Origin of the sequence: Pragia fontium, from assembly GCF_900638655.1 — a bacterium.
In the GTDB taxonomy this organism is placed as follows: Bacteria; Pseudomonadota; Gammaproteobacteria; order Enterobacterales; family Enterobacteriaceae; genus Pragia; species Pragia fontium.
Genome location: NZ_LR134531.1, coordinates 630,592 through 646,154 on the forward strand (window position 1 = coordinate 630,592; position 15,563 = coordinate 646,154).

The window sequence follows — 15,563 nt, forward strand, 5'->3', positions numbered from 1 at the left end:
CCTAATGCCCTTTGTTCGGCCACGTGCTTCAACGTTAATTTATTGATAGTGGACGAAACTTTCGCGCTCATTAAGTTTAACTGACCAATTTAGGCACTGAGGCCAGATTTTTCCGTGCAACTATAGATAATACAGAATAATCAACCTGTTTCATTTGTCGCTGTTGTTTTCTTTGCTTTTAATAAGTCACCTTACGTTTTTATTTGGTGGCAAATAATTCAGTGTAATTAAACAGAGAGTTATTATATTCATCATTTTTTGCTGATTGTTATAACCACTTAACGGATAGCGACAAAAGATCGCCAATGATTATTCGTTGTTATAATGTGAATATTGTTATCGGGATATATATAAATTTAAATATAAAGTTGTTAAAACTGTTATTTTTGCGGGAAGAATCGGCCTGATAGCATATCCATTGCCTTGGATATCAGGAAACCTCATGAATGAGTTTGTCCGTTGGATTTTTGAAGACCCACTGTTTATTGTTTTATATCAGAAGGCGCGGGATTATAAATCTAACGTTATGATGGGTTAACCAGAAAGTAGTATTATTTTGTTTTTTTAGTCGATGATTCTGATTTTTTTCGTAATACATGTAAATAAATTAGCTGGATACGGTTATTTAAACTGTTCATGGTGATTATAGTGTCGTTTTGCTGCTGGCTTATGTTTCTTTATTTTTCTTTATTTTTGGGTTTAAAATCTATATATGGTAAAAATTCAATATAAAAAACTATATAAAAGGAGTGTTGATATATACTTATTTTAGGTTCAATAACGAATTTCAATATTATATATATAGTGAAATGTATTGTTGATGCAGATATTTTAATTTTATTAATTAATCTGTGTCTTTTAATTAATTTTGAATAGTAATTTATAGGGTGTAATATATTTTAGCTAATTTCTTTACGTTTTTTGATTGGTTTCTTATGTGTCACCTCCTATGTGTTACGCATAGCTTATGTGCTTCTTACTACAATACTATTGTAAATAATGTGGAGTATTTAAATTAGTTAACCAGAGCTTTATTTGGTTATTTTTGTTAGGGAATAATGGCGAAGGGAATAGGTAATGAATAAAATTTATCGAATCATATGGAACAGTGCATTAGGCCAATGGGTGGTCACTTCAGAGCTAAGTCGCGGTAAAACGAAAACTAAAACCAATAAAAGAATAGCGGGTTTAGCTCTGGCATCTCTACTCTCTACTGTGGCTCAGCCAGCAATCGCTTGGTCAGGGGCAGCTTCCTGTGATGAATTTAACGTTTGTACCTTGGATAATCAGGTATGGGATTACGAGAAGTTCAACAATGGCGCAGGGGCATTAACCATCGATGACGGTGGTCACTATACGGTTAATGGTCCAACATCAATAAAAACAGCAGGAACTGACAGACCTGAGGTTACGAGTATTAGCATTAAAGATGCTTACGATAATGGCTGGGCTACAGGTGTGGGAGCGGCTTCAGGTATTGATCCTGAAACGTTAAATGGTTCTTTAGACTTTAAAGCATCAGAAAAAGAAATCGTTACCTTAACCAACGAGGCTGGGGTAACGACGAATATCTCTATTTCCCCCGGGGCTTCACTGCTTAACTCCAATGGTATTAACGACGTAATAAGTTCTGTTCCAATGCCTGGTCCGGCGACTTTTTTCTATGATGCGGGATTTGTTAAGGTCACCAATGGTATTGCTAATCTTAAGGTAGAGGCTGAATTACTTAATCCGGTTAGTCGTAATACCACAATGGCTTTGGCGGATGGTACCGGAGCCAGCGAGGCAAAAGTGGTATGGCAGAGCAGTAATAGCTATCGCCCGATGAACGTAACCAATATTTTTCCAGACAGTAGCGATCCCGTTATTGGCAGCAAAGGGTTGAGCCATACCACCTATCTTGGCGAATTTACCGCCTACGATGGTTCGACGAAAACAGTGACCGATTTTGACAGCTATAAAGTTTATCTGGATTGGCTAGCTGATGAAGTGAGAGCGGGGCGTCTTACTTCTCAACCGGTTTATGATAAAGAGCTATCAAGAGCTTATAAGACCACTAAATATGTTTATGATTATACTATTTCCAGTTCCGGTGGCGGGATTGCCCCAGAGCTGAGCACTGGACGATTAGGTGAAGCTTTACTGAAAGGTCAGGGGGCAAATGCTACCGTAGAGATCGCCAAAGATGCGGTTCTGACTCAGTTAAATGGCACATCGATGTCTGGCGTTATGAGTTTTGGCATAAACTCAACGTCACCTGGTTCGCAAAGCGAATATGGCATGGTTGTGGTCACGGACTCTGCGCTGGGCATTAATAACGGCATCATCCGTTCACTTTATAGCGGTGCTATAACTGCCATACTGGTCAATAAAAAAGCCACCTTTATCAATAATAATTTGATTGAATTGGGCAGCGAGGCTGAGGCCGATAATACGCCACGGCAGGCGATTGTTGTTTGGAAAGATGGGTTATTTAAAAACGTCGGCACGATTAATTCTTATAGTAGTAGCAAGAATATGAACTCCTATAGCCCGCTTATTAATGTGCGTGGCGGTGGGCGTTTTGAGAATACCGGCGTTATTAATTTTGCAGCCTATGAGAATAATACCAGCGACAGTAATTATGATAGTTTCCGTGGACTAGGTTTCAATGACGCCGATAGTTCCTTCCTCAATGATGTCGATGGTGTGATTAATGTTGGCATTAATCCTACCGATGGTTCTTTTGTTGGTATCGGCAATGGCTCCGATGCGGTGCTATTTTCTACTGCGGTTAAAAACAATGTCGCCTCAGAGAATAAAGGAACGGTTAACGTTGGTCAGAAGGCTCAAGGTACCAGCGTTTTCAGAGGTAATGCTGGCGGTGGTTACATTAATTTCACCAATAGCGGCACCATTAATCTGGATGGTAATCGGGATAGCGCAGGTAAAGAAGCCGCCAATGTATTAGCTAACGTTGGTATATCCAGAAGTGGTAATCCTGCTGGTTATGTCGCCGATATGTTTCATACCGGTACGATTAATGTGCGTGGGTATGGCAACATCGCCCTTAAAACGACTGGATATGGCAAAATATCTTCCTCCGGTACTATCAATGTTTATGGTAACGATACGTCTCAGGGCTTCGTTAACTATGGTGCTTGGTCAGAAGGTAAATCTACTTTAATTAGCTTCACCGGCGGCAATATTAACCTGTTGGGAGACAATACCGTTGGGGTATATGCCAGTGATTCCGGAACTATTTCCTTAAGCGGCGATAGTGCGGTTAACTTCAGTAATGGCACGCACCAGATTGGTTACTATATCTACGGCGCTGGCTCGTCAATTATTAATACCAGTACCGGCAATCAGGATGTTTCTACCGCTGAGTCAACGCTAATGCGTATCGCTGGTGGCGCCAGCCTAAGTGGCGTTGGCGGTGCGACGATGACCGCCAGCGGAGAAGGTTCAGCGATTATCGTTGGCACGGATGCAGGAACCACGGTAAGTGCCGGCGGCTTGACCCTAAATGTCAGCGGCCTTAACGCTACTGGGGTTAAAATCGAAGGTGGTGCGTTAGGCACTATCGATAATTCCACCGTCATTAACTTAAGCGGTCAAGGTGCCATTGCCGCTATTGCTGATGGTCAGGGGCATAAACTTGACGGTAGTAATAATGGTGCGATAGACAGCACGACCAGACTGGTTGCCGCGGCTAACCTCACTTCATCTCTTAATGGTGTCACCGGCTATATTGCCCGTAATCAGGCAAGTTTAGTCAATTCCGGAAATATCGAATTTACCGGTGATAATGTTACCGGTATTCGGGTGGCTGAAGGTGCCGTTGGTTCCAACAGCGGTAATATCACGCTGAACGGTGCCGGTAGCGTAGGCTTGGTCGCCTCAGCTAATACTGAACAAACCACGCTGAGCTCTACCGGTAATCTTATTCTAAACGGTAGTTGGAACGGCAGCGACGACGCAACACGTACCGTCGGTGTGTTAGCTGAAGGGGCGAAAGTAGCGGTCACCGTCGGTGATGGCATTAACGCAGCGTCAGTCAATATGAACGGATCCGGTTCGGTAGGGGTAAGAGCCTCGGGTGGTAGCACCGTGACGCTAAAAGATAAGGTCGAGGTGAATTTTGATACCAATCAGTCGGATCAGGTGGCGTTTTGGGTATCAGGCTCGGGCTCTAACATTATTACTGAAGCGGGCGGTGAATTAACGCAGGTTAACGGCGACGGAGCGACCCTGTTTTATGTTACCGACGGTGGTTCGTTTGCTGGCGATCTAAATTTGGCACTGTCTGGCAAAGTCGATAGTGACAAAATAACCTCCGGTGTTCGGGTTAGCGGAGTGGGATCGGAGGCAATACTTGGGGCAACCAGTCAGATCACAGTAGGCACTAATGCCACTGGGGTATTGGCAGAGAATGCCGGTAAGGCGGTTATTGCTCTGGGCGCGGTATTCAATGTTACCGGCAGCAATGCGGTAGTGGGTAAATCAACCGGAAGCGGCAGTATTGTTGAAAATAACGCTTCAGTGAGCTCCGGCGATGGCAGCAGCGACTCGATTGCCTTTCTGGCTCAGCATGGCGGTACGGTAAATAATCAGGGCACCATCGATTTATCCAAGGGAAGTCATCATACTGCCATTGACGTCAATAACGGTAATGTGACCAATACCGGCAATATCAGCGCCAACGGCACTGCGATTCATATCAAGGGTGAAAAGAGTTCCATCAGTAACTCTGGCACCATTACTGCGGTAGACGGCAAAGCCGCGATCCACGTTGATGCGGGCGCAGGTTTAGATCTGAGTGCGGTATCCGGGACCGGCACCATTGTCGCCAAAGGAACGGCGGACGGTATCCTGCTGGATACCGGAGCGGTATCACTTAACGTTGCCAATACGGTGATTGATATGAGTGATGCCACCTCCAGCGGTATCGGTATTCATAATATCGCCGGCATCAGTGGGATCAAGCTGGATAATACCCAAATTATGGTTGGTGGTAGTGGTATCGGGATCAAAACCGGTGCCTCACTGGCGAAAACTAACTCCGGCACCATTGATGTGACAGATGGTACCGGCATTTTATACCTCAATGAAGATAACAGCGCTGTAGCTGCTGATTTAGACTTTTCTGATTCAGCTGCGTTAACCGTCAATGTATCAGGCAGTGGTATCGGCGTGAAGGCTACCCTTGACGGTAAGAACCGGACGGTGAATACCGGCGCCAGCGTGAATATTCTCAATACCACTGGCGGATCGGCGATTGATGTGGAAGGGGCTAAATCGGTTACTAACTCGGGCAACCTGATTTCAAATTCGACGGTAGCTGATGGCAATGTACTGAATGTGCATGATGCTGAAACCATTAACAATAGCGGCACCATTAAAGCTTCTTCTGCCGATATTGCGGCGATAGCCATGTCAAATACCGGCAATAAAACCTTCACTAATACCGGCGACATTACCGGTTTCCTGGATTTTGCGACCGGTGATAATCTGATCAATCTGGCCGGCGGTACGCTGACCGGTAATATTAAAGCCAATGGCGGAGCCAATACTGTTACTGCATCCGGTGGTTCAGTGCAGACTGGCAACATTGAACTGTCTGGCGATAAGGTTCAGACGGTAAACGTGACGGATGCCTCCACCGTTGGTGATGTGATTCTGGTGGGTAAAGCTGCTCATCAGGTATCGTTGTCCGGTGAATCGAAAGCGGGTAATGTGACTCTGGGTGACGGAAATAATACCCTGTCGATGGACAATGCCCGAGTATCTGACGTGGTGATGGGCGATGGTGGCAACACCTTAACCGCCACAGCGGGTACGCTGGGGGATATTACGCTGGGTGAAGGCAATAACCAGATTAATCTGAATGGCGCTTCAACCGCGGGAACGCTCTCTCTGGGTCGTGGCGATAATCAGGTCAGTATTGATGGTTCGACCATTGGCACACTGACCGCCACCGACGGTAATAACACTCTCACGCTTAACGATGCGATATTAAGCGCTATTACGCTGGGTGATGGTGCAAATAGCCTCTCCTTAACCGGCAATACTACCGGTACAACCACAACGTTGGGAGATGGCAATAACACGCTAAGTTTGAGTGATAGTGCGACATTGAATGGTGCGCTATCTGTCGGTAAAGGTAAAAACAGCCTGACGTTGGCGGACAGTGCCCATATTGTCAGCTTTATTGGTGCCAATGACGGGGAACACCACGTTACCGTTAAAGGCGCTGCGACCTTCGGTACCCTGAATGCCGGTATCGGCGGGGCCGATGATAGCCTGACTTTTGATGGTGCGAATTATACTCTGGCGAATGCCTCGGTAATTCAGCATTTTGACCAGATTAATTTGGTCAATGGCGCCAGCTTCACCACATCCCAACAAATCCAAATGGGTGATACCAACACCACAACGGGTAAAATTGCTATTGATGATACGTCATCTCTGGTATTCAACCCGACGGCGGCTTATACCCTGAATCATGCCCTACTTGGAACAGGTTTAGTGGACGTACAGTCCGGTACTACTTTTGATTTTGCCAATACCAGTGGCAATCAATTTGCCGGTACCGTGCAGATGAACAGTACCGATTTCGCGTTAAGTGGTTTTAATACTTCAGCCCTGACAAACGCTATTTTAGCGGTGATGGCGAATAACACCACCACGGTTGGAGAAGGTAATCAAATCATCGGTGGTTTGGCGCTTAAGGGCGGCACCATGGACTTCGGTAGCCGTATTCCGCATAACACGGTTTCCAAGGCGACGATTACCGCAGATACGCTGGACGTCAGCCAAACTGGTCAGATAAAAATCGCCCGCAATCAGGTGGAAAATAGCAAGGTAACTGGCCCGGATCCGCAGCGCGGTTTATTGGATCAGCAGAGCAAAACATTAATGCAGCTGGTCAGTGCTACCACCGTGGTAGGTGAGGCCGGTAATATCGCGATCACCGATGAGGCCGGTAATGTGATTACCAATGTCTCCACCACTTCGGTAATGCAGGGTACTGACCATGCGGCTAATGCGCATTACGACTATCGCTTAACCACTAAAGACAATGATGGGCTGGCGAATGGTTTGTATGTCAGTTATGGCCTGTCTCAGCTTGATTTGTTAGCCAGAGGCGCTAACCAACTGCTGATTAATACCGGATTGAGTAACGAAAAAGTGCTGTCAGCTAAAGTCACTGGCAGCGGGGATTTGGGTATCAAGGCTGGTAACGGTGCGGATGCGCTAACCTTAAGTAATCTGGATAACAGCTATACCGGCGTGACCGATCTGCAAACCGGTACCCTGATAGTGGGAACCGATAACGCACTGGGTAACACATCACAGCTGAATCTGGCGGCGAACACTACCGCTAATCTTAACGGTAAATCCCAGACTATTGGTGCACTGAGTGGCACAGCGAATTCCACGCTAAATCTGAACGGTGGCCATTTGACTCTGACCAACGGCGGCAATTCATCTGGTGCATTAACCGGTAGCGGAAACGTGACGGTGGCGGGTGGAACCCTGACCGTTAATAACGCGAATGATAGCCTGAGCGCCACTACGACCATAGAAGCAAGCGCTGAAGCATTATTAAAAGATGTGCTGGCTTTGGGTAGCGGCAATATTATCGTTGAAGGTGATGCTTCGCTGGATAATACCACTGGCACGTTGGCGAATAATCTGTCCGGTCGTGGACAGCTCAATAGCCAGAATGGCAGTGATATTCTTTTAAGCGGCGATAACAGTCAATTTGGCGGTACGTTGGCGATTGACGGTACCTCCCGTTTAACGGTTAACGACAATCAACATTTGGGTAATACCAGTGCGGTACAGAACGCCGGTGAGTTTATTGTGGATAATACCGAAGCGGTCACGCTGGCGGCGATGGTTAGCGGCGTGGGCGAACTGGTTAAATCCGGCAGCGGAACCCTGACGTTAAGCGGTGATAATACTTACCGCGGTAATACCCAGATTAAAGATGGCATTGTCGCTATCTCCAAAGATACCCATTTGGGTGCATCCTCTAATCAAGTGGTTCTGGACGGCGGTAAATTACAGATAACGGCGGATATGACGTCCGATCGTGATGTGACGTTAGCTCAGGCAGGCAGCGTTATTGTGGACGGTGATAAAACCGTCACTATGAACGGCTGGAATGACCAAGGTAATGCGGCAAACTCGTTCACCAAAGAAGGTGCGGGTAAGCTAGTCTGGACCGGCGACAACAGTGCAAATACTGCGCAGCTAAACGTTGCCGACGGTACCCTACAGGTTGAAAATCTGAATAACTTAGCCAGTGCTGAAGGCGTAATCGATCTGGCCGCTAGCGGTACGTTATCGATTCTGAAATCAGTCGCTGCTGATCTTGATTTTACCCGTCAACTAACCGGTAGCGGTAGCATGACCGTTGATTTAGGGGATAAAGATCGCACCCTGAGCCTGAATGCGACCAGTAACGGTGGAAGCTTTACGGGTCAAGTAGTGATGAATAATGGCTACTTTGCGCTGGATAACGCTGCCAGTGCAACGATGGCGGATGCCACATTAGTGCTTGGCGGTCATCGCAGCACCGGTAAGGTGGGTAGTCTCCGGCTTAATGGCAATAATACTCTGGGTAATTTGGTCATGAACGGTGGGCATCTGGAGGTCGGTTACAGTAGTACTGACAAGCGACCAACCGGGCATTTGGCGGTGAACAATCTGGATGTGAGTGGCGGTGGTGAGCTGGTGGTCACTACACCAGAGCTGTTACCGAATCTGTTGCCACCAACCGGCACTTCGCTGTTTGATCAAGATGATTATGTGTATGACCAGATTGTGGCAGCCGACAAGGTCAACGGTGCTGGTAGTCAATTAGGACTAACCGATAGCGCAGGCAATACTCTGACGGATGACATTGTCATTGCTCTTAATCAGGGAGCGACTGCGGTGGGTAACGCCCATTACAACTATCTGGCCGTGGTGAAGGATGACGGTATCCATATTGGTTACGGATTACGTCAGATTGATGCTTTTGCCGGCCAGTCGGTGATGTTGGATAACAGCACTGCGGTGGATAACTCGCTAGGGGCTAAACTGACCGGTGAAGGCGGCTTTACCGTTAACGCGACTGGTACGGTACGTATTGGTAATGCAGCCAGTAATTACACCGGAGCGACCGATGTAAATAGCGGTAAGGTGGTATTAATTACCGATAATGGCTTTGGTCAGACCTCAGCGTTAAATCTACAAAGTGGCACTGGGATCGACTTGAACGGTAACAGCCAGACCGTCGGTAGCCTGAATGCCATGAGCAATAGCCTGATCGATATCAATGGCGGCCAATTGACCGTTAGCCAAGGCGGGCAAATGGATGGCAGCTTTACCGGACAGGGCTTATTGAGCCTGAAGGATGGCGTTCTGAACCTGACGGAAAACAGCGGTCTGTTTACGGGCGCTACTACCATCGACAGTGGAGCAACCGCGCGCCTGACCAAACCGCAGGGGCTGGGTCAGGGCATCATTACTAATGAAGGATTGCTGCACCTGGACGGCGCGAAGGGCACTTTGTTAAACGGTCTGAAAGGCAGTGGTAAGGTGCAGTTAAGCGGCGATGCCAATATGACGCTGGGGGGAGATAACCGTGACTATGCCGGTAATTTCACCACCGAAAGTGGCAGTACGCTGGGTGTCTACAGCGATAGCCACTTGGGAACGGCCGAAGTGAATAATGAAGGTACGCTGGTGCTGGGTACGCTGAAAGATGATGCCATCTGGACGCTGAACAATAGTATCTCCGGCAGCGGAAAAATCATTAAGCGCGATGGCGGAACGGTGCAGATTGATGGTAATCAGGTCAGCGCCTCGTTAACCGAAATTGAAGATGGTCTTCTGGTGGTGGGTAGCAAAGCGACTAGTGAAGTTAGTCGGGAAACGCCAGCCAGCCTGACCAGCGATGTGTCCATTAAGAAAAATGGTGCGTTAGGTGGCTACGGTAGCGTGATTGGTAACGTGGTGAATCAGGGTACCTTACTGGTAGGTTCAATGGTGAACCGCGGCGCTCAGGCGCAGGGTACCTTTACCATTAACGGTAACTATATCGGTGATAATGGCACCGTGGTGTTTAATACCGACCTTGATGGCGATAAGGCGACTACCGATCGTCTGGTGATTACCGGCGATACAGCAGGCAAATCTGACGTTGTGGTACGCAGTGCCCGCGGTGCTGGTGTGCAGACCGCTAACGGCATTAAATTGATTGAGGTAGGTGGTAGTTCCAATGGCCAGTTTACCCTGAATGGCCGAGCTGTGGCCGGGGCGTATGAATACTTCCTGTATAAGGGCGGTATTGCCACGCCGGATGATGGTCACTGGTATCTGCGTTCAGAATTGGATGGCAAGAAGTCAATACGTCGTCCGGAAGCGGCAGGTTACATGGCCAATATGGCGGCGGCAGGTCAGCTGTTTAGCCTACGCTTATCCGACCGTGATGGCCGGGCGGAAGACTCCAGCATGTGGCTGCGTCAAGTCGGTTCTCGCACTAAACATCGCGATAGCAGTGGTCAGCTAAAAACGGCTACCAATAGCTATGTGGTACAGGGTGGTGGTGAAGTGCTGAGTACACAGTTTGCTAATGATGACCGTCTGGGGCTGGGCGTGATGATGGCTTATGGTAAAGCAGATAGTAAGGTGCGTTCCGACTTAATCAGCGCTCAAGCCAAGAGTTCGATTGATGGCTATAGCACCGGTCTTTATGCCACTTGGTATCAGGATGCAGCGACACTGAACGGCGCTTATGTGGACAGCTGGGTGCAGTACAGCTGGCTGAATGCAGAAGTTAATGGCGATGAAGCGGCCAGCGAACGTTATGATATGGATGGCTTTAGTGCTTCATTAGAGGCTGGTTATCGTTTACCGGTGTATCAGAGTGCTAACGGCGAGGTGTTTATTACGCCGCAGGCTCAGGTGAACTGGAACGGTATTAAAGCTGATGATCACCGGGAAGCAGGTGGCTCGCTAATTAGCTCTTCAGGAGAAGACAATGTTCAAACCCGCTTGGGCGTGAAGATCTCTCGTGATGGCGTCAGCGATAAAGATAAAGGCACCGATAAGCTGTTTACCGTTTATGCCGAAGCTAACTGGTTGTACAACAGCCAGCAGGCTGGGGCAGTACTGGACGGGGTCGAAGTTAAGCAGCAGTCAGGTAGCCGTAACGTTGGTGAGCTGAAGCTGGGTACTGAAGGCCAAGTGAACAAGCACCTGAACTTGTGGACTAACGTAGGCCAGCAGGTTGGGGGCAATGGTTACAGTGATACTTCTGTGACGGTGGGGGTTAAGTACCGCTTCTGATATTAGTTGGTTGATAAAGCGTATGGTGTTTTGGCACTGTACGCTTTTTTTGTTTGTTGGGGGGAATAAGGTTTTTTAGGGAGAGAAACTATGGCGTTGATAGATATATAGAATTGATTATTGATGTCGAATATTTGTGCAATGCTTTATCAATTCGTCATCCCAGTGAAAACTGGAACGCGTAGCCACAGGCGCAGCAAAGCCTTCAGAATTCTGTAATGAGCGCGTTATGTTGCAGTGTGGTGTGATGAGGTAGCGGACATCACGTACATACAAAACGCCCGATGAAGTACATCAGGCGTTTTAAAGTCGAAAACGGTCAACCTATATCAGGATTAAGTTTGCCCACTATTTTATTGATAATGAGTAATGTCTGAAGCCATATCAGTAACAATCTTTTTCAGATCTTCCACGGTGAGTTTCTGGGAGTCGTTATTCAATTGCTTACCAAAGCCTTTACGTACAACTTCAAATACAGGTTTTCCAGTTGCTGCATTGATGAACTGACCTTCAAAAAACAATTGGGTATCTTGACTTCGATTTCCGGTTACGGCCATAGTTCCGGCAATAACCAACGCAACAGGAATAACTTCATAGAATTGCAGACCTTCGTTAGCAGTAGTTACGCCAGTAATTGCACCTCGGAATATTAAAGTATTCGCTCCTTTAGGACTGTTAACCAGCGTAAATCTCTGACCTAAAGCAGACTTGATGTTCTGGTTAGTATAACTAAGCACTTTATTTAAGGTATCCTGACTGATTTGTGCTGTTGGTTTAGGTGTCGGATAGAATTTTATGGGCTCATAATAGAGGTTAGTAAATTGTTTGCTATTGACAGAAGGATCGACCCAGCGCAATACGGTTTGGCCTGAAGGACTATTCACTTTCTGCAAGTGAGTATAATCAGACAAGAAACCAGATAATTCTGTATTGTTAGCAACCTTAGAAGTACAGCCACCTAATAAAAGGCTACCAATTACGATACCTGCAGAAATCTGTTTTGTTGTTAACATTCTATGAATCCTCTACATGAAATTTTTTTAAAATAGAAATTGTTATAGTCAGTAACACTAAATGCTATTGGTTTTACTACACACCATGATTAGCTAATTTAAAACATCAGCAGAATATTAAGATTTATCCTATTTGTGGCTCTGTCTTCCAATAACAAATGTCAGTGAGATGCAGAAAAAGTAATGTTGAGATTTTCTCTAGAATATAAAATATAGAAGATAAAAATAAACTAGCAGATAGATTTTTATACTTTCTTTAAAATTTATATTCCGATTCACAGAGCACCAGAAGTGGGTCGTTCGGGTACTGGATAGGATAGTGGTAAACCGAGGGTATCTACTAAAAATGTGGATGAATCGCGGCCGAAACGGATATCACTGGTTCTAGCATCATGCATGGTCTTCAGCCCATTGCATGATGCTAGAATTTATCAATCTGGGAAAGCTGACGTAAAACGCGTTTCTCGAACGGTTTAACCAGACTTACCGGACAGAAATACTGGATTTTCACCTGTTCATCATACTAAATGAAGCGAGGGAGATCACAGATCGCTGGCTGAATACAACAGTGAGTGATTTCATTAATCCCTGAATAACCTGACGCTGGAAATCTCAAAAAGTACTTGGAACTAAAATGTGTGTACTCACAACCCAAGACATCCTAAAATTTCAGAAGCCCATTATCTATTATGAACCAAAGATGTTATGAACTAGAGATTGGTAAGTGGTAGTTAAAATTAATCTATTGCGAAATAAGAAATTTTTTAAGTTGAATTACAATTCTGGTAAATAGTGTCTGTCTCTACTATCGAACTGCTATTTGTTTATTTGAACAATGATGTTCCTTAATTATTTTTCGCTATGTGTACTAACTGAGCCAAATCAAGTTTGGTGTGGTGATGTGACCTATATCTGGACGGGAAAACATTGGACATATTTGGCCGTTATATTGGGTCTGTTTTCACGTAAAGCTGTGGGTTGGGTAATGTCATTCTCTTCAGACTCCGCACTGACAGGAAAAGCCCTGACAATAGCCTGGGAAGCGTGAGGTAAACCTACAGGATTATCATATCACTCGGACCAAGGTAGCCACTATACCAGTAGAGAGTTCAGGCAGTTACTCTAACGATATCAGATAAAATAGAGCAGGAGCCGTCGGGGTAATTGTTAGTTTTGATAGAGTGTGACTGAATTTTGAATAAAAAAATAGACGTCGATTGACGTCTATTTCTCTAAATATGGTGCCCGGACTCGGAATCGAACCAAGGACACGGGGATTTTCAATCCCCTGCTCTACCGACTGAGCTATCCGGGCAGTGGAGCGACATTAAACCGGATTACGCGGTGAAGGTCAAATACTTTAATTCAGTAAGGCTATAAAAGCTGATTAGTTGCTTTTTTTTCAAACAATTCCGCGCAATATATCTAAAAAAATGGCCAAATTTGCCGGCGGATAGAATCTTAATGCGGCGTTAGGCTCAGGTTGCTAATATTAATTCCGTCGCGCTATCTATACTGGCCGCTCGAATGATAACGTCAGGTTAACTTATCCTTTGTATGCCCTGTGTACGGCATCGCGTTGGTTTTAGCCGACAGGTTAATGCTGACGTTTTATTGTTTTATAACTTAATAATAGTGAGCCCATAATAATGGATGCCATTTTGCAAATGTTACACCTGATTGGTCTGGGGCTGGTATTGCTGATTCCTTTGACTAACCCGCTGACATCTGTCGCTCTGTTTCTTAGCCTTAGCGGAGATATGAGCCGGGAAGAGCGGAACAGTCAGGCGATGATGTCCTCGTTTTATGTCTTTTTGATTCTGATTATTTCATTCTTCTGTGGTGAAGTAGTCATGAAGTTATTCGGCATTTCTATTCCCGGTTTGCGTATCGCCGGCGGTCTGATTGTGGCTTATCTTGGTTTTAGAATGCTGTTTCCGCCGCCGAGTGCTCATAAAATTCTGGAACACAAAGAGGGCGAGGGCGCTAAGGTAATCAAACCCGCCACCCAGAATATCGCCTTTGTGCCTATTGCCATGCCGAGTACTGCGGGGCCGGGAACTATCGCTATGGTGATTTCCGCGGCATCAACCTGGCATCAGGTGTTGGACTACAGTGAATGGGTTGTTTATGGCTCGGTGATTGCCACCAGCCTGATATTGGCACTGATATTGTGGATCAGCCTACGTAGCTCCGGAATGATTATGCAGCGCGTTGGCCGAAGCGGTATTGAAGCTATTTCTCGGGTGATGGGCTTTTTACTGGTGTGTATGGGTATCCAATTTATTATTAACGGGGTATTTGAATTGATTAAGACTTACCCCGGTGCTTAATCGTATATCTTCGCTGTTTTGATGCTATTCCTCTAATGATTATCTGTACGCAGAGATAAAAAACTTCAGATATTCAACCACCGTGCTGAGCTTATCAGCACGGTGGTTTTATTGAAAACCCCACCTATGAACGATACTATAAGCCCGATTTTTGCTATCCGGCGATGTGAACGGCAGAGAATAAACTGCGATAAATACGGGAAGATGTCATGGATAAGTGTTCGAAATGTGGAAATATGTCGGTTAATGATAACGGCGAATGCGTGGTATGTGATGAGTCAGCTTCGGTAAATCCTTATGCGGTTTCTGACGTTATTACCGGTACCGCTCAGAGTACGCCAGCCGCGGCAACCAATGAATATTCGAAAATTTTTGTTGGCAGTAAGTATTATTCTTTCTTCCCGCAGGGGCAGGATATTCCTAAAGGCTGGAACTGGGCGGCGTTCTTTCTGGGCGTGTTCTGGTTTATTTATCGCAAAATGTACGGATACGCGGCGATTTACTTGGGACTTGGCTTTTTGCTGACGGTGATTGAATCACTAATGGGAGTATCTGAAGCCATGATGAACGTAACCAGCATCGCTTTGGGGATTGGTGCCGGTATGCTGGCAAATAAGCTCTATAAACAGCATATGGATAAGAAAATTGCCGAAACCCTGGCTGTGGCCAAAGGCGATGATATCGTTCCGGCATTAGCCGCTAAAGGCGGAACCAATCTGGCTGGAGCACTGATTGCGTTTGGTATATTGTTTGTGATTATTATGGTTTCAATGTCGGCGATGGTTGGTTATTGATAGTTGAAATAATCTGCTGATGGTTAGTTAAGTTTAATGACAGCGAAAGTTTCGTCCACTATCAGTACAGAGAATGAATCAACGTGGGTGCACGT

At 46.0% G+C, this 15,563-nt stretch carries 4 protein-coding genes, 1 tRNA gene and 2 pseudogenes; 5 read left to right on the forward strand and 2 right to left on the reverse strand.

Annotated elements, in window-relative coordinates; all coding sequences use genetic code 11:
- Nucleotides 1-1,077: 1,077 nt before the first annotated feature.
- Complete coding sequence (locus EL341_RS02535) at nucleotides 1,078-11,328, forward strand: autotransporter outer membrane beta-barrel domain-containing protein (protein ID WP_074820366.1); 10,251 nt, start codon at nucleotides 1,078-1,080, stop codon at nucleotides 11,326-11,328.
- Between the two features lie 353 nt (nucleotides 11,329-11,681).
- Here the strand turns inward: EL341_RS02535 and EL341_RS02540 are convergent, their stop codons facing one another.
- Nucleotides 11,682-12,341, reverse strand: a complete 660-nt coding sequence (locus EL341_RS02540) for a DUF3313 domain-containing protein (RefSeq protein WP_074820364.1) — start codon at nucleotides 12,339-12,341, stop codon at nucleotides 11,682-11,684.
- Between the two features lie 295 nt (nucleotides 12,342-12,636).
- Here EL341_RS02540 and EL341_RS17695 point away from each other — a divergent pair.
- Both EL341_RS17695 and EL341_RS02550 read left to right on the forward strand, forming a co-directional pair.
- Nucleotides 12,637-12,974: pseudogene (locus EL341_RS17695) on the forward strand (integrase core domain-containing protein); the annotation flags it as partial.
- A 235-nt stretch (nucleotides 12,975-13,209) separates the two neighbouring features.
- Nucleotides 13,210-13,464, forward strand: a pseudogene (locus EL341_RS02550) (DDE-type integrase/transposase/recombinase); the annotation flags it as partial.
- A gap of 116 nt (nucleotides 13,465-13,580) precedes the next feature.
- Here the strand turns inward: EL341_RS02550 and EL341_RS02555 are convergent.
- Nucleotides 13,581-13,656 (reverse strand) — tRNA-Phe (locus EL341_RS02555).
- A 343-nt stretch (nucleotides 13,657-13,999) separates the two neighbouring features.
- Between EL341_RS02555 and EL341_RS02560 the strand changes: the two genes are divergently transcribed.
- A complete protein-coding gene (locus EL341_RS02560; RefSeq protein ID WP_373876080.1) occupies nucleotides 14,000-14,674 on the forward strand; it encodes a MarC family NAAT transporter in 675 nt (224 codons plus the stop codon).
- 209 nt (nucleotides 14,675-14,883) lie between these two features.
- On the forward strand, nucleotides 14,884-15,468 hold the full coding sequence (locus EL341_RS02565) for a DUF2628 domain-containing protein (protein WP_083399614.1): 585 nt from the start codon (nucleotides 14,884-14,886) through the stop codon (nucleotides 15,466-15,468).
- The last annotated feature ends 95 nt before the right edge of the window (nucleotides 15,469-15,563 follow it).